Here is a 22799-nt window from a genome sequence, read left to right on the forward strand (position 1 = left end):
AAAACCACCAATAGGACTTATTGTTGTCTTTCGTAATTCATGCGTTTGACAGAAGTACATGATGGAGAAATACGTTGAAAAAAATCACACTAGCCCTGGCACTCACTGTTGCTCTAACGGGCTGTCAAGCGACACAACGCCAAAACGCGACAACCGGCGAATCTGAGACTAATTCCGCAACTCAAGGCGCTTTAATTGGTGCAATCGCCGGCGCTGTTGCTGGTGCAGCTACGGGTGACGACTCTAAAGACCGTCGTAAGCGTGCACTCATCGGCGCAGCAGGTGGCGCCGCAGTTGGCGGTGGTATCGGTTACTACTTTGACCAGCAAGAAGCTGCACTTCGTGAAGAACTCATGAACTCAGGCGTTCAAGTAGAGCGTGTTGGTGAGAACCAACTTCTACTTCGCCTAGAGAACGGCATTGGCTTCGATTCTGGTTCTTACGCTTTAGAATCAAGCATCCACAAAACACTTCGCGGCGTTGCGCGCATCTTAGTTGAATACCCAGACACTAGCCTAGTGATCGAAGGTCACACTGACAGCACAGGCAGCGAGTCTTCTAACCAAGTTCTTTCTGAGCGTCGTGCTGAATCGGTTCGTGCATTCTTGATCTCTCAAGACGTTGCTGCAGGCCGTGCCATTGCTCGTGGTAACGGTGAGCGTTACCCTCTATGTGACAACAACACCTCTCAAGGTCGTGCTTGTAACCGTCGCGTAGAAATTCAAATCTTGCCGCTTAAGTAGCACGATCAAAGCCCAGTCGCCTTTATCTATTGAATTAACCTCTATATAGTTGCTTGTCAGTCGTGTTGCTTGTTCAAAGTCACACGACTAGCCATATTCATACTGATATTCCGACTCTGGGCTTTTTTACGAGACTTATCTATTGTTTATCCTATCCAACTTTCTGTCATCATCACTTCTTAGAATTCTATTTTTCACCCTCATCTTTTCTACAATACAGTTCTCTACTGCACACATCGTTCATGCAGAAAGCAACGTTGCATTCTCGATAGAATCTCAACCTCAAGATCCAGTTTCTCAATACCAACTAGCTCAAGCTTATGAATCAGGTAATGATGTCCCTTTGAGCACCAACGATGCATTTTATTGGTACTCGCAATCCGCAGAAAACGGCAATGCAGATGCGCAATTTAGGCTGGGTGAATGGTACTTGGCAGGATCAGGTGTAGAGCAAAGCAACAAGCTAGCTTTAGAATGGTTTATTAAATCAGCCTTACAAGGTAACCAACGCGCGCCTATCGAAGTCGCAAAGCTCTACGAATCCTCACTTCAGGAAGAACTCCTAAAACCATTAGATGAAGCACAGCTATGGTATGAAGCGGCCTTAAAAAACAATCCAACAGCCGAAGATGGCTATAACCGTATTCTGGAAGCGCAATTCAACCAGCAACGTGCCAAGCAGATCTCTTCGATTGAGAAGCTCAATCACAACGTCATTGCTGAAAGCAGCACGAATCAGAGGCTATCTAATCCAGAGCGAGCAAGTAGCTCCCCTTCTTATCTGCCCTCTAGAGAGCAGGTAACACGTTCTAACCTAACGTATTCAGACTATCTAATTGGCACAGCCTTAGCCATGTTGATTTCAATTGTCAGCATTATCATGACTCTGGTGATATCAAAAAGAAGACATGCTCTGAAATCGGGTGAATTGGGGCAACAAAAGCAGACACTTGAAGCACAACTTAGCTCGAAGGACTTCACTATTAAGCAGCAGAAACGTCAGTTGCACACGATGTTCCATGAGTTAAAAAAACAGAAAAATGACAACAGCCTGAATAATTTACAAGTAGCCTGCGCTCTATTTGGGTATACACCTAGCTCAATTCCGAATCAAAAAAGCATTAAAATTCGATATAAACAGCTATCCAAAATCTACCACCCAGATGGTTACGGATGTGACGAAGAGATGAAACGTTTGAACAATTCGCTAAAAACCATCCTTAAGAGTGTTGCAAAAACGTAAACAACCAAGCAAGCTCGATTTCCAAAGTCGCAAAGATATCGATTTTATTAGTACTGCAATCGATCCCCCTCTCAAAAACAGGTAACAAACTATTAACTAATGAGTCTTACTTGTGTCATAATTTGCGCCGAAAATACACCTGACTTAAACAGGTGAGGAGAGAATATGTTCACAATAGAAGGCGTTTGTGATTGGTGCAAAAAGCCAAGCCTAGTTAAAAAGCACGACTACCTAGATGGTAAGTGTCATCATGCATGTAAAGAGTGCAATGATATGGCCACCATTGATGTTCGCCAGTTCAATATTGGTGAAATGGAAATGAGAGCAAAACTCTCCCAAGCGACATTGAGATAAGCAACACCGTTGAAATATAAGAAAGCGCCTAAGGCGCTTTTTTGTATCTGAGATTTATCTTCCTATCTTCTTATCTTCTTATCTTCTTATCTTCTTATCTTCTTATCTTCTATACAGGTGTATACAGTGCTTTTCTGTCAAAACCACTGTGTACACCTGTATAAAGCTCACATTTCTTCAACTTATGAGACAAAACAACAAATTCATTCAAATTTAATTTTTACCATACTTTCAACAACTTAAATAAAAACCACTTACCCAACCAAGCAAGATCGGCCAATAATCCCTCAAAAAACGCTTGATCTTATAAGTAACAAAAACTACTGTATGCGTATACAGCATGTATATAAGGACAGCAAAATGATTCCAGCACACGTTAAAGCACAACACTCTAGCCCGCTAACTCACTGCGCATTTACATCCGTCTCTCGTGACACAAAAAGTTCAAACGAAGAAGCGTTGTTTGCCAAAATGGCGTTGCTGTCCAATCAACATCAGTGGTTACTGTTTACGGCTCAAACACCAAGACCATCGGCTAAACAGTTGCAGCAACATAATGTTTGCTGTGATCGTGTTATTCACATGAAAGCCTCTAATCAAATGACAGAAGTAGAAACCGTAGAGAAAGCCATTCGATCTAAGAATGCGAGCGCGATTGTTGCGAGTGCTTCGATTGATCAATTCAGTCAGCAATACCTAAGAACATTAGGAATGCGCTTTCAGTGCGAAGTCTTCTTTATTGATGCCAATTCAGAGCGTATTCACTAAACCACCTTGCTTAATAACATTTTGGCTCAAAAACATAGCTCAAAAACACAGTCCAAATATACTGCCTTCCCCTGCCCTACAATTCGCCAATTTTTTAGCGGATTGTTAGGCGGGGGTTTTTATTTAAACAATAGATTTAGCAATCGTTTGCTTTTTCTCTGGAAGCAAATAGTAGATTGGGTATAATGCCCGTCTAATCATGTGCACACCGCACTTCTCTGTATGACGTTTGATAAAAGATAGGAATGTCTAAATGAGCCTTGCTGATCAAGTTCTTGCCGTAAATGATGACCTGCCAATCCGTACTGATAAACCTGTCCACAGTGGCAAGGTTCGTTCGGTCTACTGGTTAACTGAAGAAGATAGCCAACGACTAATTAAAGAGAAAGGCTACGATGTAGCACCAGATGCGCCTTTAGCAATCATGGTGATCAGTGACCGTATCTCTGCATTTGATTGTATCTGGCGTGGTGAAGGGAATCTAAAAGGTGTCCCAGGTAAAGGAGCGGCTCTGAATGCTATCTCTAACCACTGGTTCAAATTGTTTAAAGACAACGGCCTTGCTGACAGTCACATTCTTGATATCCCTCATCCATTCGTATGGATTGTACAAAAAGCTCGCCCAGTCATGATCGAAGCGATTTGTCGTCAATACATCACAGGTTCAATGTGGCGTGCATACGCAAACGGCGAACGCGAATTCTGTGGTATCGAGATGCCAGAAGGCCTTGAGAAAGACAAGAAATTGCCTGAGCTACTGATCACACCTTCTACAAAAGGGATTTTGAAAGGTATTCCTGGCGTTCCAGAAGCTGATGATGTGAACATCACACGTAACAACATCGAAGATAACTTCGCAGCGTTCAACTTTACTCAAGCAAGTGACATTGCGCATTACGAGAAACTTCTAAAAGAAGGCTTCAACGTAATTAGCCAAGCGCTAGCAAAAGTCGATCAAACCTTTGTCGATACGAAATTTGAGTTCGGCTATGTGAACGATGCTCAAGGCAAAGAAAAGCTTATCTACATGGATGAAGTCGGTACTCCAGATTCATCTCGCATTTGGGATACTCAGGAATACAATAACGGCAACATCGTTGAGAATTCAAAAGAAGGTTTCCGCCAGTTCCTGCTTAACTACTTCCCTGATCCGGACATTCTTTTGAACAAAGAGCGTATGCCAGAGCGTGAAGCGTTAGCTCGTGACAATGAGCTGCCTCTTGATTCACTGATGTCTCTGTCTCGTACTTATCTTGATATCGCAGCGAAAATCACAGGTGCAGAGATCGTACTGAGCGAGAATCCTAAGCAAGAAATCATCGATGTACTGCGTGCTGACTATGGTCTAGTCGACTGATTGACTGATTGCATTCTAGAAGGCTAAAAAGCTTCTAAACACAAATTTCAGATACTAAAAGGGCCTCATCATTATTGAGGCCCTTTTTCGTGTGCGATTTTTAATACTCTTTGAGCTCGCTCCTAAGCTCTAAGCTCTAAGCTCTAAGCTCTAAGCAATACTGATAGATTAAAGCTTAATAGTAAACTCTTCTCCAGTATTCTCGGCAATCACCAAATGACTGCGCGATTCAATGTACTCGATCTGCTCTTCTTCAAGAGAATATGGCATAGCAACTTTGAGTTCATTGATCCCCTCTAGCTTGGCTAGCTTGAGTAAGGTAACAATGTTTGACTCATCACTTTTACGCGTCGACATCGATTTCAATGCCATCTGCCATAAACGATCTTCAGGGCTGGCTAGCTCTTTAATGCTATCTCGCCAGACGGTACTAAATACTGGCGCAATCGTGGTTAGTGCTTCCAGAAAAGTCCATTTTTTACTGCATGAGGCGCCAAGAAATGTTGTGTAATCAAACTCTACACGCGTCTCTGTCTGTTTATCCATGATGTCCCCCGACACTTTGACAACACAATATACTCAATATCTATCAACTCTTTCTTTATAGCAATAGGATATAGAAGAATAGTCTTTTATGACCTTTTGATTGGTTAAAAAGGCATATAAAAATCAAACTTGTAACAAAATAAGTACTGAAAAAACATATATGCACCTATTTGATTAATATTTTAGAGATAAAACTAATCCATCTATTTGATATCAATTATCCGACTCGCTTTTTTGTACTGAATACGCCAGCCAGACCATGTCGGGAGCTCCCAACGTTTTGGCGATAACTTTCGACTGCCCGATTGATAGTGAACGTAAATCAGCTTGCGTGCCGGCAGGTATTCGACTTCGAGTTGCAAGTCGGCAAGGCTCAATGCAAACGGATACTTTTCCGAAAACTCTAAATAGAGCCAAGTCGGGATACCATCGAATGGAATATCAGCATGGTCGAACATTTCCAATTCGCTCACATCAGTGACACCTAACACTTCAAGCTGTTCTATGAACCATAACTCAAAGTTCATTTGGTCAATTTCTGGAGTGTATTGGGTTTGTTCATTGAGACCGAGTTTCACATACAACTGCCAATGTTTGATTTGTTGAGTGCGAGCTTCTGCAAAACCGGGAAGTTTAACCCCATTCGATACAAGATCGACGATCGGCTTTAACGATAGTTGCCCTTCCGCTGCCACGAGCTTGGTCGTGATCGTGCGGCCGGCATACACCAACGCCATCCCAGTATAGACGCCGTCATCATTCACAATCGTTTCACCTTGCTCCCACTCTCCTAGCTCAGCATCAATGATAAGCTCAAGAGGAATGGGGGCCGTGACCGTCGCTAAGGTCAGTGTTTGCTTAACGCCTCTTCCCGGCAAACTATGGGTATCAAGCACCAACATCGCTTGTTCATTATCAGGGAAACGATTCTGACGGCCGAGTACTACCTCTAAAACTCCATTAGCAAAGGCTTCTTTTCGTTTCAGTCTGCGTACGAACACCAGTTCAGGGTGAAGTTGAACAATAGTGTTAAGCAGTTCAATACGCTGGAAACGGGACGCGACTTCTAATTGAGGAAGTTCAAACACCTCACGCATTTGCTTAGCCAGTCCCTGTGCTTCATTCAATGCCTGCTGATCGATTTCTAGATTTGGATACTCGCGACCGCGAACGATCTGAATCAACAGGCTTAGATCACACCCTTCCTTTTCTTGCTGAGCGAGTGCTTCCAAATGTTCTGCATTGTTCGGTAACTGATACAAGCGAGCCGGAACGGACAACGCAGCTGTGAGATCGACCATCGCTTCTTTTAATGCTTTGGTTTTGATTCGAGTAACGATATCGGCATACAAAGCATCAATCGGCAGCGGATACAGCTTTTTGCCATGCTCGGTAATTTGATGGTCGGCTTTAATCGCTTCCATCGTCAGCAAGGTTTGAGTAGCACTGTTTAGTGATTTTTCAGGAATAGGATCAAGGAAAGACAAGCTCTCAAGCGGAGCACCACAACAGGCCGCGGCCAACATCGGTGAGATCAGCTCTTCACGCTGCAATTCAGGCGGTGTGACTAACTCTAACGCCGCATGCTCACCATACAGACGCACACAAGCGCCGTCCATTACCCTACCCGCACGACCAGCTCGTTGCTTGGCACTGGCTCGTGATATGGATTTAAGCATCAGAGTCGTTCTACCGTTTCGTTGAACGGTGCGTCTTTCTAATCCTGAATCTACCACCACACCAATATCGGGAATGGTTAATGAGGTTTCTGCCACGTTGGTTGCAAGAATGACCTTTCTCAGGCCATAACCGTTAGCATTGATATCGATATTACGACCCGATAACGCTAAATCTCGCTCCTTATCACTGACCGACGCATGCAATTTCACCACTTGGATATCTGGATTTGTCGCTAAGGCTTGTTCGCATTGCACGATCTCTTTTTTACCCGGCAGAAAAACCAACATGTCACCAGAAGATGCTATCAGTTGGTGATTCACTTCTTCGGCAATGCGTTGCTCTAGGTGTCGAATATCGGGCAATGCTCTGGACTCATTCGCTCGGTGTTCAATAGCAACTTGATAAGTTCGGCCTTCACAGCTTATTCGATTCGCATCCAAATAATGAGCAAGGCGTTCCCCTTCGATGGTTGCAGACGTGATCACCAAGCGATGGCTCGCTTTTTGTTTGAGAATCGCCACCAGCAAATCGATATCCCAACGCCTTTCGTGAAATTCATCGACAACGATGACATCAAAGCCAGCGAGTCCATCTTCAGATAACCAACGCAGCGCGATACCGGGCGTCACAAAAACGACGTTAGTTTTCTCGTTGTATTCAGACTCAAGTTTGATCGCATAACCAATTTTGTCACCAAGCTTTTCGCCCGATTGTAGGGCGAGATATTTAGCTAATGAGGTACAAGCTATTCGTCTTGGTTCAACCACCAGTACTCGCCCATGTTGGCAAGCCCAAATTGGCAAACGCGTTGATTTGCCCGATCCGGTTTCAGCTTCTACTACTAGATGAGAATTAGCGATTTGTTCGTGAAATACGTTTTGATAAGCATCGATGGGCAGTAATGACATAAAAAAGAGGCGTCGCGAAAAAGTGTGAGCAAAGTATAACGAATTATGGTGCTAAAATTCGATAAGTGTGGGACATGGGTAAGAATATCATTTTGTTTGCAAAGATCGGAGGTAAACTATTTACAATTGAATAACTAAACCGTTATCATTTTTCGGTTACCCTTTCTCCCATATTAGGCATCTAATGAACAACGATAAACGCCCTCTATATATCCCTTATGCTGGTCCTGCTCTACTAAGTACCCCTCTTCTAAACAAAGGCAGCGCATTCTCTGCTGAAGAGCGCAGTTCTTTCAACCTTGAAGGCTTGTTACCGGAAACAACCGAAACAATCCAAGAGCAAGTAGGACGTGCATACAAGCAATATTGTAACTTCGAAAGTGATATGGATAAGCATATCTACCTTCGTAACATCCAAGACACTAATGAAACGCTTTTTTATCGTTTAGTTCAAAACCACATCTCTGAAATGATGCCTATCATTTACACGCCAACAGTTGGCGCAGCATGTGAGAACTTCTCAAATATTTACCGTCGTGGCCGTGGTCTGTTTATCTCATACCCGAACCGCGATCGTATCGATGACCTACTGAACAATGCGACAAACCACAACGTTAAAGTTATCGTGGTTACGGATGGTGAGCGTATTCTTGGTTTGGGAGACCAAGGTATCGGTGGCATGGGTATTCCAATTGGTAAACTAGCACTTTACACAGCTTGTGGCGGCATCAGCCCAGCTTACATGCTACCAATCGTGCTCGATGTGGGTACAAACAACCCGCAGCGTCTTGCTGACCCAATGTACATGGGCTGGCGTCACCCTCGTATCACGGGTGCTGATTACGATGCATTTGTTGAAGAATTCATTCAAGCCGTTCAACGCCGTTGGCCTGATGCATTAGTTCAGTTCGAAGATTTCGCACAAAAGAACGCAATGCCACTGCTTGAACGCTACAAAGATCGCCTCTGTTGTTTCAACGATGATATCCAAGGTACAGCCGCTGTAACGGTTGGTTCTCTACTTGCAGCATGTAAAGCAGCGAACAGCAAACTATCAGACCAACGCATCACCTTCTTAGGTGCGGGTTCTGCAGGTTGTGGTATTGCTGAAGCTATCATTGCTCAAATGGTGTCTGAAGGTATCAGCGATGCACAAGCTCGCTCTCAAGTTTACATGGTTGACCGTTGGGGTCTGCTACAGGAAGGCATGCAAAACCTGCTTGATTTCCAACAGCGTCTAGTTCAAACCAACGCGAACACCAAAGATTGGGAAAGCGACGGCACTGGTTTCTCTCTACTAGACGTTGTTCGCCACGCGAAACCAACAGTATTAGTTGGTGTATCTGGTGCGCCGGGTCTGTTCAGCAAAGAAGTCATCAAAGAGATGAACCTTCACTGCGAACGCCCTATCGTGTTCCCACTGTCAAACCCAACAAGCCGTGTTGAAGCAACACCAAATGACATTATTCGTTGGACTGACGGCCAAGCGCTTGTTGCGACAGGTAGCCCGTTTGAGCCAGTGGTTCACAACGGCACCACTTACCCAATCGCTCAGTGTAATAACAGCTACATCTTCCCAGGTATTGGCCTTGGTGTATTGGCTGTGAATGCTTCACGCATCACTGACGAAATGCTAATGGAATCAAGCCGAGCACTTGCAACGTGCTCCCCACTTGCTATCAATGGCTCAGGTGCTCTACTTCCACCATTGGAAGAGATCCACACCGTATCTAAAAAGATTGCTTTTGCCGTTGGTAAAAAAGCGATTGAGCAAGGTGTTGCTCTAGAGATCACTGAAGAAGCACTACAACAAGCGATTGACCAGCACTTCTGGCAGCCGGTTTACCGTCGCTACAAGCGTACTGCATTCTAATAAACGTGCTGCGCTTGGAATAAAGAGCGTTAACTACTCTTACAAGAGCCTCTGCAACTGCGGGGGCTTTTTTCTTTACACTGTCTTGTCTTTTTAACTGATTTTTCTCATTTTTATTTGGTATTATCGAGCACTCAAAAATTATTGCTCAGTCAAAGGACCATACCGAGAGTGAAATTTGATTCTCACATTTTCCGTAGCCACTTATTAAAAGCTTACAAAAAACTGCAAGGTTTTCTGTTTGGCGCTTTCCTCGTGTTCTTAATAGGCAGCGCTGCGGTTATTGCGATCGATTATTGGGTTTCATGGCAAGCAGAAGATCGCATCATCTACGATATAGATGAAGTGCCCGAGCTTGAGGTCGCCGTAGTGCTTGGCACAAGCAAATATTTAGGTAGAACACTCAACGACTATTATAAGCACCGAATCGAAGCGGCAATTGAGCTGTTCGATCGTGAAAAGGTAGACCAATTTCTACTGAGTGGCGATAACGCTCATCGCTCTTACAATGAGCCGTGGACGATGAAACGCGACTTGTTAAAAGCGGGCGTCCCCGATGAACGCATCAATCTAGATTATGCGGGGTTCAGAACCCTAGATTCGATTGTTCGCGCCAAAAAGATATTCGATACCGATAACTTCCTAATCATCACTCAGAAGTTCCACTGTGAAAGAGCGCTATTTATCGCTAACTCTTACGATATTAATGCGCAGTGTTTGGCGGTTTCAGGACCAACCCATCATTCAGGAACCTCAATACGTTTACGTGAAGTGTTTGCACGTACCAAAGCGTTTCTTGATCTGTATATTATTGGTACTACGCCAAAATTCCTTGGCCCTAAAGAGCCGATCCAACCCAGTCCAAAACCAGAATCATTGCCGATTCCTAGCCCTATTGCTGACCCCAGTGCAAACCCTATAGCAGACCCCACAGCAAGCCCTACTGAAAATCCGATTGCAACTCCTTCAGTAAGCCCTATTTTAGAACCAGCAGAGACCGATGTGTAGAAAACTACACATTTTGAATTTGTTGCCTCACACTTCCCCATTGTTAAGCAAAAACACACCAACACTCCTTTATTAACTTGAGTAACATTCTCCCAACAAAGTCTGACCCTACATCAAGTCTATATACTTCGAAAATAATAAGCACCGCTCAACGAAGTCGTGCACCAATAAAACGAGGATAAACAAAAGGAGCGTCTTATGACGGCACTTGTTACTACACTGAAACACTGGTTGTTTACCCGCAACAGCATGATATTAATTGGTAATTTCACGCTATTTGCAGTTTTGCTCAATTCCCTGCCATTCGAAGCGCAAGTGAATACGGGTTTAAGTATTCTCGTGTTCGTTGCCATTCTATGGTTAACAGAAGCTATCCACGTCAGCATCACCGCTTTGCTCGTTCCCCTATTGGCTGTCTTGTTTGGTGTATTCAACACGCCCGCAGCACTGGCTAACTTTTCGAATCCCATCATATTCTTATTCATGGGCGGATTCGCGTTGGCAGCCGCACTGAACAAGCAAGAGCTGGATAAAGCGATAGCTGACAAAGTATTGCTCATAGCAAAAGGCAGAATGTCGGTAGCCGTGTTCATGTTGTTCGGTGTGAGTGCGGGTTTATCCATGTGGATCTCAAACACCGCCACCACAGCAATGATGCTCCCTCTTGTTCTTGGTATCATGAACAAAGTCGACCAAAGTGAAGACCGAAACACCTACGTGTTCGTGCTATTGGGTATCGCTTACTGTGCTTCAATCGGTGGTATCGCAACTTTAGTTGGTAGCCCGCCAAACGCCATTGCTGCGGCAGAAGTTGGCTTGAGCTTCACAGAATGGATGGCGCTTGGGCTACCTATCTCAATGATCTTACTGCCAATCACGATGATTATTTTGTACGTGATGACTAAGCCAAAACTTGACCACAAATTCGAGTTAGACCATGCACCTGTCGAGTGGACAAACAGCAAGAAAATCACACTGTCTATCTTCCTTTTAACCGTAACGCTTTGGATATTCGGCAAGCCGATCAACGCAATGATTGGCGGGTTCTCTAAGTTTGATAGTTTGGTAGCGATTGGCGCCATTGTACTGCTTGGCGCTTCTAGAGCCGTGGAATGGAAAGACGTTGAGAAGACAACGGATTGGGGTGTACTTATCCTGTTCGGTGGTGGTATCTGTTTAAGTAACATTCTGAAAGCGACCGGAACCAGCGTATTCCTAGCACACTCACTAAGCGGATTTTTAGAAACAGCAGGTATACTTCTTACGATTCTAGCCGTAGTAGCGTTCGTGGTATTCCTAACGGAGTTTGCGAGTAACACAGCGAGTGCGGCATTGCTTGTCCCTGTATTTGCAACCATTGCTGAAGCGCTGGGTATGTCACCTGTTATCTTATCTGCACTGATTGCGATTGCCGCATCTTGTGCTTTCATGCTACCAGTCGCGACACCACCTAATGCGATTGTATTTGGCTCTGGTCATATCAAACAAAAAGAAATGATGCGAGTCGGTATGGTGTTGAACCTAGTTTGTATCCTAGTTCTGACTCTGTTCGCTTGGATCTTCTGGTAAGCACTAACGCTTATAGAGAAAGCTTTACAGGCAAGTGCTTAGAAACACATATTTATAGGTAAATACTTATAGATAAATGTTTACAGGAATGCCCGCTCAGCTAACAAGATCAGCCAAACGGGCATCTAAAAACAAGAAACGCTTTTCCCTTTTGGTGGCCCCGCGCCACCTTTTTTGTTTTGGCTATTAGGATAAGAGCCATAAAAATGCCACACGTCACATATGCACGTGTGGCTTATAAACCAATAAACTCTACTTCAGATTAGTGGCTCAAGATCACCTGATTTCGCCCTGAATGCTTCGCTTGATATAAGGCTTCATCAGCGCGGGCAATGGTCTCTGTCACCCGCTCTTGTTTCATCTCGGCAATGCCGATACTGCAAGTGAGAGAATCCCCATGAATCCAAAGATGTTGGCTAACCAAAAGTCGGATTTTCTCTGCCTTTCTCTGCGCTTCGCCAGCTTCGGTTTCAGGGCAAAAAACAATAAACTCTTCACCACCCCAACGTACAAGTTTGTCCGTCGCACTGATAGAGCTGCCAACCACCATACTGAATTCACGCAAGATATGATCACCCATCTGGTGTCCGTATTTGTCATTCACACTTTTAAAGTAGTCAATGTCCAGGTAGATCATACTTAACTTGCCGTGGCCTTTCTTCACCTGTTGCGACTGCATTTTCAACCAATCACGAATCGCGTGTCGGTTAAGTATCCCAGTCAATTCGTCACGATGAGCCCTTTCAGAGAACTCAAAGTTTTGCTCTCTCAATGCCCGATTAACGTTCTTTAAGTGATGATGTCTTTTTTCAGCGATCGCGATACGTTTTCTTGAGCGGTGTAATTCTGAAAGCAGGAACACAGTGCCTGTACCCACCCAGATAAACAGCAAGATCAGGAACAGGCTTTCAGCCGAAATATACGAACCCTCAAACTCAATACTTCGAATAATTATTCGATGATGACCTAATTTAGCACCAGAAGCAGTAGCAAACTCAACCATGTTCACATTTGAAAACTCGGGGGCCGAATGCTCTAACGCAATCTCGTTATCCGCTAACCACCACGTCATGACTTGCAAATTTTTGATCGGAATTTCTATCACGCCACCATCGATTCCTGGAGAAAACTCCATCCCGTTATACTTATGTGTATATTCGTCATCAGGCACCGAATAAGCAGGATTGTAATTACGTAGGTACGTTCTCAGACGACCACTAGAATCAGCCTTCGCATGGTAATCAATATTGACTCTAAAGGTGTGGTACTGCGAAAGGTCAAGACCAGTGGTTATGTCTGGGCTAATACGAATCGATAGCCCACAGTAAGGCCACGGATATTCGGATTTTTTAAGCTCACAATCGAGAATATACTGCCCATTTTCATAGGATAATTGGGAGGTACTGACTCCTCTATCAACTTGATCGCTGGTCGCGATAAATTCATATTGTTCAGGAGTAATTGTTGTTATCACACGATTTCCACTTACCTGGTAATACTGCACAATGGCAAGTGTTGCGATAACTAAAAAGATGACTATTTTATGGATCCACTTCACGTCTAAGCTTCCGGCTTAAGGTCCCTATAGTTGGGATTTCACGATAAAAATAAGTTAGGTAAATTAGTGATCTTAATGCCAATAATTTACTAAAAAACGTTATATCACGCCTGAACAAAATGTCATACTATAATTTTAAACGAGCGTTTACTCATCAATTATCCATCGCAATAATCAAGTAATATTGCGTATTAAAACGGACTCTATTTGTTATACTCATCGCATAATCATCGTTAACCGCAGCGACTGCTTACAAGGCGTTCGAGTCGACGAAATAATAATCAAAATACAACGAGTAATGTCATGTCTTTATTAGCAAAAGGAACACTCAGAAAAATGAGTGCTTCCCTTGATGGTGCGGTTACCTACCGTTTACCTGTAGGGGAAGAGTTTGTAGAGCTAAACCCTCTGATTGGAAAAACCATCAACCTTACCCACACTGGTAATATTTTTTGTTGTTCGTGTGGTAAGAAAACTAAGAAAAGCTACTCTCAAGGCCACTGCTTTGTGTGCATGAAAAAGCTAGCAAGCTGCGACATGTGCATCATGAAGCCTGAGACTTGCCACTACGAACAAGGCACTTGTCGTGAGCCTCAATGGGGTGAAGAAAATTGCTTCGTCGATCACTTCGTTTACCTGTCGAACACATCAAGCCTTAAGGTAGGAATCACTCGCCATACTCAGATTCCAACTCGCTGGATTGATCAAGGTGCCACTCAAGGCCTACCTATTTTGAAGGTAAAAACGCGTCAGATTTCTGGTCTTATTGAAGTCGAATTAGCGAAGCACATTGCTGACAAAACCAACTGGCGCACACTGCTAAAAGGCGACGGCGACGATATGGAGTTGGTAGAAAAAGCCAAAGAACTATTGCCACTTGTAGAAGATAAGATTCAAGAGATCAGAACGAAGTTTGGTGATGATGCTATCGAGGTACTCAGTGAGAGCATTACTTCATTGAGCTACCCGGTTGAACAGCACCCAGTGAAAATTGTATCGCACAACTTTGATAAGAACCCTGAAGTGACGGGCGTACTTCAAGGCATTAAAGGCCAATACCTTATCTTGGATACTGGTGTGATTAACATCCGTAAATTTGGCTCTTACGAAGTAGAAGTGTCTGCCTAATTTATAGAACTTAAGCGTTTCTCATAGTGAGAAGCGTTAAGTTAATAGCCAAAAACTAAAATGCCCTCAAGTGATGACTTGAGGGCATTTTTTGTTGTCGATTCTATTCGCTTTCGATGACGGTTTTAGGCGTTAAAGCGCGACTACATCTCCGTCTACACAATTCTTGCCATTGGCTTTAGCGCGATAGAGAGATTGGTCGGTTAAATTCACGAGTGCGTCAATAGTGACACCGTCTTCACACGCTCGGCTATCACTGATTCCGATACTCACGCTAGAGTTAAAACGAATTTGTTCACCCACTTTGAACTCGACTTGATTGAACTGTTGGCGAATCTCTTCTGAAACTTCGAGAGCTGTTTCAAGAGGCGTATTCGGGATAAATATAATGAACTCTTCACCACCCCAACGGCCTGCTACTCCACCAACTTTCTCGGCATTGCGCTTGGTTATACTAGCCAAAGCACAAATTACCTCATCACCCACCATATGGCCATAAGTGTCATTAATCGACTTGAAGTCATCGATATCTAATAGCATACAGACAAGGTAGTTTTTAGAGAACATGTGCTCTCTCAACCATTCATAAATCGCCCTACGATTAAGCAGATCCGTCATTTCATCGAAATTCGCTTGGTGAACCAACTGCTTCTCCAGCATCACCTTTTGAGTCACATCTTCGAGTACTACTTGAACGGCCCGCTGACCTTTCCAAGTAATTGCATTATCGTAAATATTAAAGAAGCGATGAACACCGTCAAAGCCAATATTTTCAACCACGGTACTGGTTCCCGACAACTCACCCGACACGATCGCTTGATAGTGTTTATAGATGCCTTCACTATTCTGCTGCGGCACTAAGTCAAGAATCGAATCCAGCGCTAAGACTTGCTCTATGGAAGATCCACCTTGCAGTTTTACCCATGATTGATTGACCATCAACGGTTTGAAATCTCGGTGAACCAAGATGCCCTGCCCTGATTGCATGATCATGTCGTGATACATCTTATCTTGCTCACGCACTGCATTTTGCAGCTGAATCGCAGGGGAAAGATCGATAACCGTGACTTGCAGTGCAGGTCTTCCCTGCCACTCCGTCACATGATCGATAGAAAACACGGTGAACTCTCTGCCGTTGCGATCAATATTGGTATAGGTGTGAACCTGAGGGTCTCGTTGACCACTGACCGTTTCAAGGTAATTTTGATAGGCTAAAACATGGTACTCTTCTGAGATGAGATCTAGAAAGCTATCGATATCAGAAAGTAGTTCTTCCGGTGATTGGTATCCATAGATGCGAGCATAGTTAGCGTCAACACTCACTACATTCATATCTTGAATCGTTATTACACCGTACGTGGATTCGAAATTTATTGAAGACATTGCCAACTCCGCATTCTCGCTACACTTCATAAGCCGAAGCATAACAACACATCCTGCCAACGCTTCCACACAATCTATCACGCGTTAGGGACATTAATATGATATCTAGTATATCGTACTGCTTTAGGCTTCTCTACAACTCAATCGTAAGCGTAAGTCATCAAAAGTAGACAAATAGCACCTTCTTATTACGCACATCAAAAAACAACAAGGATATTGTATAGCTATGTAAGCATTATCTATTCGGTTATTCATTCCAATCGGAAAAATAAGAGACTAAGAAGTCGATAGCCAGCCTTGCTCTCTGGGGTAAAAAACGACGATTTTGATATACGACCCAACTGCTGGTTCCTGCTCCCCAATACTCTTCAAGCACCGGGACAAGCTTTCCATTAGTCAGGCCACCATTGAAACTGCTTTTAGGAAGGTAGACAACACCAAGCCCCTCTTCACATGCTTTCAGTACTGCGCTCGAATTGTTACTGCGCCATCGCCCGTGCACTCGCACTGCATTTAGCGGTTTGCCCTCTTTCTCAAATAGCCACTGATCACTGTTGGCGATAATGCAGCTGTGCATTTTTAACTGCTCTGGATGAGTGGGCGTACCAAATTGCTCTATATAGTCTTTACTGGCTGCTGCCGCCATTGGGCGATCGACGAGCTTTCTTGCCACCAAACCGGAATCGTCTAATCGGCCGTAACGAATGGCGAAGTCGATACCATCTTCGATGAAGTTAACCATCTTAGTATTGAAGTTCATCTCTATGGTGAGCTCAGGATGATCTTTCGCAAATTCCATCAAAGCTGCTGCAACATGATTCTCGGCAAACGCACCCGCCGCACTGACACGCAAAGTACCGCTCAGCTGAGCTTGTTGAGACGTGACTTGTTCATTCGCCTGTTGCAGTCCGATAACCAGATCTTTGCATTGTTGATAATAGGTATGCCCAGACTCAGTCAAACTTACCATACGAGTGGATCGAGCGAGTAAAGCCACACCCACCCGCTCTTCTAATCTCGATACTTGGCGGCTGACATGGCTGGTACTGCACCCCAGCTGTTTTGCTGCTGCAGAAAAGCCGTGACATTCCGCTACCGCCACAAATTCATTAATACCTTCAAAGCTATCCATACTTCACCTGTTACATCTAACGAATTCACATCCGATTAATTCACACCCACTATTGCTATATAGCAATAATGTTTTGTCTATTCGGCATATTATCACTCAAATGGTTTACTACTAGTATTACAGGTAACGAAACAGCGGTATCTAAATTGAAAGCTTTGGTTTTCTAAATAAAAGCCACGACGCTGAAACCAAACAAACGTACTCAAAGGAACGAATCATGAAAAAAATACTAATCCCAGTAACTAACCACGCAACATTAGGCGATACAGACCAAGCGAACGGTACTTACGCTCCAGAACTGACTCATGCACTGAAAGAGATCATTGCTGCGGGTTTTGAGTACGACATCGCGTCTATCAAGGGTGGTAAAGGTCCACTGTATGGAACCGATATTGAAGGTGATTCAGTAAACGCAGAGATCTTGGCTGACGATGACTTCCAGAACCGCATTAACAATACGATTCCTGTAAGCCAAATTAACGTAGAAAGCTACGATGCTATCTTCTACCCAGGTGGATTCGGCCTACTTTCTGACTTAGCAACCGACGAGCAATTCGCAACGATTGCCGCTAAGCATTATGAAGATGGCGGTGTGATCGCATCAGTATGTCACGGCCCAGCAGCACTGCTTCCGATTGTTCTAAGCAATGGCGAGAAGCTACTAAGCTCTAAATCGGTGACTGGCTTTACTCGTGAAGAAGAAATCGACTTTGGCACCATCAACGACATTCCGTTTCTACTAGAAGAGTCTCTTGCTCGCAGCGCTGCGCGTTTCAACAAGGTTCAACCTTGGCATGAGCTTGTAATTGTTGATGAGCGAGTGATTACCGGCCAAAACCCAACCAGTGCGCACGCAGTAGGTGCAGCTCTGGTTAAGCAACTGTCTTAGTTAAATCACGGGCTTTTTCGATTAGCGGCTTTAGTCTTAGTAACCGTCCTAATAGAATAACTGCCGTTAAACAGATATAAGCTCAATCAAACAAAAAAGAGCATACTTCCTACTCAATATTATTGAGAGAAGTATGCTCTTTTCTAATTCTATAGCTATTAAGTGCTAGTGACTTCTTGCTAATTACTTCTGCTAGTTACTTCGCAAGATCCCTTCAAGCACATTGAACAACAAGTCGATCTCTTCAATCGAGTTGTAATGCATACAACCAATACGCACCACGCCCTGCTCTTCAATACCCAATTGCTTTACCAATCCTAGTGCGTAGAAGTGACCATTCCACACACAGATATTATGCTCACCCAACTTCTTAGCGATGAACTCTGGAGAATGGTTCTCAAAGGTAATCGCAAAGGTTGGGGTTCTTAGGTTCGAATCAAATTCGGTTTTTCCGTAAAGCTTTGCCCCTTCAAGATCGGACAAGCGTTTAAGGAAGTACTCACTGAGTTGGCTTTCATGCTTATTATACAGCGCGTAACTTTGCTCTAAACGAGAACGCAATGAATCGGCGGGATCACCTAACTGCGCCAAGTAATCTACCGCCGCAATCACACCGGCAAGGCCTTCGAAGCTTTGCGTACCTGTCTCAAATCGACCTGGGCCGATATTGGTTGCAGGCTCAACCTTGTAAGGCTTTAACGTGTGTAGCCATTGAGGCGCAACATAAGCAATGCCCACATGCGGGCCGAAGAACTTATACGCTGAACACGCTAAGAAATCACAATTCAGTTGCTGAACATCGACCAAATGGTGTGGCGCGTAATGCACGGCATCGACATAAACCTGAGCGCCATGCTGATGTGCAAGCTCAATAACTTTTGCCATGTCGACAATCGAGCCTGTCGTGTTCGAAGCAAACGTCACCGCGACAAGCTTGGTTTTCTCGTTAAGCAGCGATTCAAAATGCGCCATATCCAAACTGCAATCCGACTCGTCTACGCGAACTTGGCGAACAATCGCGCCTTTGTCGTCTGCCGCTTGCTGCCAGCTCGATACATTTGAGTAATGGTCTAACGCAGTGACGATAACTTCATCGCCCTCTTTCCAATCGCGACTGATCGCTCGGCTAAGTTGGAAGGTTAACGATGTCATATTCGCACCGAACACAACGTTGCCAGAAGACTCCGCATTGATCAGTGCTTGCGCCGCTTCTCGCGCTTGCTGCATTAAGCTTGTAGTCTTTTGGCTAGAAAAATAGTGGCCGCCTAGGTTTGAATTGAAATGCCCTAGGTATTCGGTCATTGATGCTAAAACATTCTCAGGCACCTGAGAGCCACCCGGCCCATCAAAGAAAGTGACTGGCTTGCCATTATGATATTGACCTAACGCGCTAAACTGTTGGCGCACATCATTAAGAGTGAAGGACATTGCGCGCATCCTTAGCCGTTAGAACAAACACATCCATGTAGCCCATCTCGCCGTGGTCTATGGTACGAATCGGTTGTGCATTGTGCCAAAGCTTACTATCAGCAAGCATTGCCACCTCGCCATCTCCTAACACTTTTCTAAAAAATGGCGCTTCGTGGCTATCTTGATAAAGCATCACTTCACCACCAACGATGTTGTGACGAGTAACACCAATGATCGCGATGTGGTCAAAACCGTCTTGGTGAACACCTTCTGGTGCAACCTGAGTTTCTTCAAAAATAGCGGCAATGCGGATTTGATGGATTTCGATTTCTTGTCCGTCTTCAAGCCCGTTGGTTTCAATAAACAGTTCACACATCTCTTGCATGCCTTCGCTGCTTAGAATATTCGCTTCAATCGGCTCGAACTGACGAACAACATCACCTTGAAAGTGATTAATTTTTTCAGACTGAACAAAGTTATGTTTGTCTAGCTCAACGACTTGTCCATTACTGAATTCAACCACTGAGTACCTTCTCAATCGGAACTGGCCATCTGCATGCTCTGTGCTTGGTAGCTTAGAGAATGAAGGTGACAACTCCTTAACTGCATGGTTACTGAGGTGGGTAATATGTAGGGTATTTTCGTGAGCATGTAACATCATCGACTCCTTAATGATTGTTAATTAACTTTCGATATTTAACGTTTTATTTACATAAAGGATACTTGAAGATCTTGCCAGATCAACATTAAACAATCATTTATCCCGTCAGATTTAATAATTCAGACACTAAGTCCAGTCTAGAAATAAAAAGCAGTGTATAACACCAGAATAAAAGATGACCAACTCTTAAAACTAGCACACTCCACTAGCCAGTTATAAATACCTACAATTTAAATAATAACGATATTATTAACTAGAAAGACAAGTTTCATATTGTGTCGGCCCTTTCACTTCAATACGCCAGCCTCCTTGCATGAACTGAGGCACCACGGTTGCCATCATTCATTTCTATGATTTGCACATCGAAATACGATCTACCTATCAGTTGCCAAACTATTGATTATTTACACAACAAACTGAAATTGGTTAATTTATCAGTAAGCCAGAAACCAAACGCCTTTGCTTGCGCGTCTGGAACAGGTCGAGTTCGGGGGGAACTCGGCCGCCCCAAGTCAATTAGCTTCCTTTAAAGACTAAGACTTCACTGATCTTTCAGTCTCGAAAACACTCAGATTTAAACGGTGTACACCTAATTCGAATTGATGATGCAGTTTATGTGGATTGCTTGAAATGGAATATTACGAAGGTAGTTTACTTAGTATTTTTGACTGCCCAGAGCATCAGTAGATGTTCACAAATGTTTGATGTTCTTCGCCAATACTTTTATGCTTTTTTGGATAGACCTTTTACTCATTCACATCCTGTTTATGGGCTTTGCACTACTAGAAGTTATCCATTCTTCTAATGCTGTTCGTCGTGAATCCCCGTGTTGTATCACGGGGGGGAAATTCGACGTAATGACTAGTGTTAAACCTGTGCGTAGTGTTCAAAACCTGTCAAAACTTGGTCTAAACTTCGAGAAAGTTATGAATTCGATTATGAGGTAAGAGGCTAGTTTAAGACTAAGTATCAGCCTCTTCTATCATCTTTAATATTAATTGAGAGGATAAAAGTTTAAACATTAAACTCTTTCTTCACTTCATTTCGACATTTTATCCAAGTAATATCTCGTGTAATTAAACTATTAGATGAATCCATATTAGAACGAAATAAGAACCAAATTTGCTTAAATTTTTCATTTTCTTTACTTGAAGTCCAAGACGGATTTGATCTCCAAGACTTAGCCCAACGCTCACACATGACACCAAATAGCGTTGAATTTGTCGAAATTATCAATGCTTGGCATACCGCCAATATTTCCTGAAGTTCTGCAAATTTCACATCAATCAAAGTAAGATTAGCCGAAGACTCGAGCTTAAGTTTTATCCCATTTTTACCGGCTAAGACCCTATTTGAGTGAACAATACCATGCCGTAATTCACATATCTTATCGAACTCTGCAAGTATTGCTTCAAGCCCAAGCGACTTAAGCTTTATACCTAGATATTTATCACTTGTTTTACAAATGTTTTCCGATGCAGCTAACGATGTATGTTCGAAAGCACCTTTAGCCATTTCAGAATTGGGGTGCCAAATTACTGATCCCATATTGATTGTTTGTGACGCCGCATTCTTTTGAGCATCACTACAGATGCTAAGTATTTCACTAAAGATTTGACGAAAATAATTTTCACAACATGACACAATTCCAACGGTACTTAATGCACCTAAAGTAGGTGAACTATTGATATTCTGAGGCGTCGCAAAAGATATAATATTTCTAGTTTCTTTGTAGAATTGATCAATAGGTGAATCAGTAGAGATTGAAACCCTAGACACATAACGATTCAGATCAGTGACTCTTTCCACACCACTTTGCTGGCATATGCTATTTCTCCATGACATTACGCAATAAACTCCTCTGCATAATTACGGATTTTTTTAGCCCATGTGGGACCAATCATTCTTACGCTACGTAACTCTTTATTATCATGATCCATCAAGATATCTTTGATAATTCTAATCTTTGATGACTCTTTTATCGATTGTGCACGAGCTTCTGTGATCGGTAATTTCGATATATCTTGATTAACAATGTCTTCAAATATAGATGCATCTTTTAGTTTTGAACCACAACTCATGCAAAACCTTGCTTCATCCGACAGCCTAGGTGTTTTACATACTTCGCACGCTGGTAATGCTAGGACAAAAGAACACTCTATCGCTTCTAACAGTGATTGTTCACCGTGCCTTGGGTAATGGTGGTTAGGCCGACTACTAAATGCTAAACAGTAGTTTTCAACATTAATACCACGGCTACTAAAGAACACATTTCTATCAATTATCGCTGCATAATGAAGCTCATAAAGTTCATATACACCTTTATTACCTCTACTACTTATACCTGATGGCGATATTATCCCTGAATACTGAAAAAAACCGATTACTTTACCTAATTCTGGGCTAATAGGCCTTTTTATGGCGATAATTGAGCTCTGCTTAGTTGTATCTGGTCCTTTATTAAATTCTTTTAAAAGTTTCAAACTGTTTTCAAAAAATGATGCACCTGTGTCAATAAAGTTACTATACATAGGTTGATCTGCTCCAGTAAGACTGGACACCGCATTAAGCGACATATTGTTTTTCAAA

19 protein-coding genes are annotated in these 22799 nt (G+C 43.3%); 10 read left to right on the forward strand and 9 right to left on the reverse strand.

Going from position 1 to position 22799, the window contains the following annotated elements:
* The first annotated feature begins 74 nt into the window (after nt 1-74).
* From ACED59_RS20245 to ACED59_RS20265, 5 genes are all read left to right on the forward strand, one after another.
* Nucleotides 75-743: an OmpA family protein gene (locus tag ACED59_RS20245; RefSeq protein WP_009846483.1), complete on the forward strand. Its 669-nt coding sequence runs from the start codon at nt 75-77 to the stop codon at nt 741-743.
* A gap of 142 nt (nt 744-885) precedes the next feature.
* Complete coding sequence (locus ACED59_RS20250) at nt 886-1986, forward strand: tetratricopeptide repeat protein (protein WP_017098750.1); 1101 nt, start codon at nt 886-888, stop codon at nt 1984-1986.
* 165 nt (nt 1987-2151) lie between these two features.
* Nucleotides 2152-2340 carry a hypothetical protein gene (locus ACED59_RS20255; RefSeq protein ID WP_017098749.1) on the forward strand — a complete coding sequence of 63 codons (189 nt, stop codon included), beginning with the start codon at nt 2152-2154 and terminating at the stop codon, nt 2338-2340.
* A gap of 360 nt (nt 2341-2700) precedes the next feature.
* Nucleotides 2701-3108, forward strand: a complete 408-nt coding sequence (locus ACED59_RS20260; RefSeq protein WP_009846480.1) for a SulA-like leucine-rich domain-containing protein — start codon at nt 2701-2703, stop codon at nt 3106-3108.
* 253 nt (nt 3109-3361) lie between these two features.
* On the forward strand, nt 3362-4465 hold the full coding sequence (locus ACED59_RS20265; protein WP_017098747.1) for a phosphoribosylaminoimidazolesuccinocarboxamide synthase: 1104 nt from the start codon (nt 3362-3364) through the stop codon (nt 4463-4465).
* 168 nt (nt 4466-4633) lie between these two features.
* Here the strand turns inward: ACED59_RS20265 and ACED59_RS20270 are convergent, their stop codons facing one another.
* Both ACED59_RS20270 and ACED59_RS20275 read right to left on the reverse strand, forming a co-directional pair.
* A complete protein-coding gene (locus ACED59_RS20270) occupies nt 4634-5011 on the reverse strand; it encodes a hypothetical protein (protein WP_009846478.1) in 378 nt (125 codons plus the stop codon).
* A 203-nt stretch (nt 5012-5214) separates the two neighbouring features.
* Nucleotides 5215-7599 (reverse strand): helicase-related protein, encoded by a 2385-nt coding sequence (locus ACED59_RS20275; protein WP_017098746.1) that lies wholly within the window; start codon nt 7597-7599, stop codon nt 5215-5217.
* Between the two features lie 184 nt (nt 7600-7783).
* On the opposite strand from ACED59_RS20275, the gene ACED59_RS20280 reads away from it, so the two are divergent.
* The 3 genes from ACED59_RS20280 (at nt 7784) to ACED59_RS20290 (ending at nt 12049) form a co-directional block, all read left to right on the forward strand.
* Nucleotides 7784-9472 (forward strand): NAD-dependent malic enzyme, encoded by a 1689-nt coding sequence (locus ACED59_RS20280; RefSeq protein ID WP_012603704.1) that lies wholly within the window; start codon nt 7784-7786, stop codon nt 9470-9472.
* A gap of 171 nt (nt 9473-9643) precedes the next feature.
* A complete protein-coding gene (locus ACED59_RS20285) occupies nt 9644-10480 on the forward strand; it encodes an ElyC/SanA/YdcF family protein (protein WP_029224031.1) in 837 nt (278 codons plus the stop codon).
* Nucleotides 10481-10678: 198 nt separating this feature from the next.
* Nucleotides 10679-12049 carry a DASS family sodium-coupled anion symporter gene (locus ACED59_RS20290; protein ID WP_009846474.1) on the forward strand — a complete coding sequence of 457 codons (1371 nt, stop codon included), beginning with the start codon at nt 10679-10681 and terminating at the stop codon, nt 12047-12049.
* A gap of 262 nt (nt 12050-12311) precedes the next feature.
* Here ACED59_RS20290 and ACED59_RS20295 read toward each other — a convergent pair whose 3' ends face one another.
* Complete coding sequence (locus ACED59_RS20295; RefSeq protein WP_017098744.1) at nt 12312-13607, reverse strand: GGDEF domain-containing protein; 1296 nt, start codon at nt 13605-13607, stop codon at nt 12312-12314.
* Between the two features lie 303 nt (nt 13608-13910).
* Between ACED59_RS20295 and ACED59_RS20300 the strand changes: the two genes are divergently transcribed.
* Nucleotides 13911-14735: a DUF2797 domain-containing protein gene (locus ACED59_RS20300; RefSeq protein ID WP_017098743.1), complete on the forward strand. Its 825-nt coding sequence runs from the start codon at nt 13911-13913 to the stop codon at nt 14733-14735.
* A 132-nt stretch (nt 14736-14867) separates the two neighbouring features.
* Here the strand turns inward: ACED59_RS20300 and ACED59_RS20305 are convergent, their stop codons facing one another.
* Both ACED59_RS20305 and ACED59_RS20310 read right to left on the reverse strand, forming a co-directional pair.
* Nucleotides 14868-16118: a diguanylate cyclase gene (locus tag ACED59_RS20305; RefSeq protein WP_371705093.1), complete on the reverse strand. Its 1251-nt coding sequence runs from the start codon at nt 16116-16118 to the stop codon at nt 14868-14870.
* A gap of 247 nt (nt 16119-16365) precedes the next feature.
* The gene (locus tag ACED59_RS20310; protein WP_017103769.1) at nt 16366-17250 is read right to left on the reverse strand and encodes a LysR family transcriptional regulator; all 885 of its coding nucleotides are present in this window, start codon (nt 17248-17250) and stop codon (nt 16366-16368) included.
* 217 nt (nt 17251-17467) lie between these two features.
* Between ACED59_RS20310 and ACED59_RS20315 the strand changes: the two genes are divergently transcribed.
* Nucleotides 17468-18139 (forward strand): type 1 glutamine amidotransferase domain-containing protein, encoded by a 672-nt coding sequence (locus ACED59_RS20315; protein WP_102486484.1) that lies wholly within the window; start codon nt 17468-17470, stop codon nt 18137-18139.
* A 192-nt stretch (nt 18140-18331) separates the two neighbouring features.
* Here ACED59_RS20315 and ACED59_RS20320 read toward each other — a convergent pair whose 3' ends face one another.
* From ACED59_RS20320 to ACED59_RS20335, 4 genes are all read right to left on the reverse strand, one after another.
* Entirely contained in the window at nt 18332-19567 is a 1236-nt protein-coding gene (locus ACED59_RS20320; RefSeq protein WP_371705092.1) for a cysteine desulfurase-like protein, read from the reverse strand.
* Nucleotides 19551-20207: a 2OG-Fe dioxygenase family protein gene (locus tag ACED59_RS20325; RefSeq protein ID WP_371705091.1), complete on the reverse strand. Its 657-nt coding sequence runs from the start codon at nt 20205-20207 to the stop codon at nt 19551-19553. The genes ACED59_RS20320 and ACED59_RS20325 overlap by 17 nt, the downstream gene beginning before the upstream one ends.
* A gap of 1017 nt (nt 20208-21224) precedes the next feature.
* Nucleotides 21225-22055, reverse strand: a complete 831-nt coding sequence (locus ACED59_RS20330; protein ID WP_102548917.1) for a hypothetical protein — start codon at nt 22053-22055, stop codon at nt 21225-21227.
* Nucleotides 22055-22799: hypothetical protein (locus tag ACED59_RS20335; protein ID WP_371705090.1), on the reverse strand; the 745-nt coding region annotated here is incomplete at its 5' end. The genes ACED59_RS20330 and ACED59_RS20335, both read right to left, overlap by 1 nt.

The sequence above is a fragment of the Vibrio sp. FF266 genome, from assembly GCF_041439695.1.
Taxonomy (GTDB): Bacteria; Pseudomonadota; Gammaproteobacteria; order Enterobacterales; family Vibrionaceae; genus Vibrio; species Vibrio tasmaniensis_A.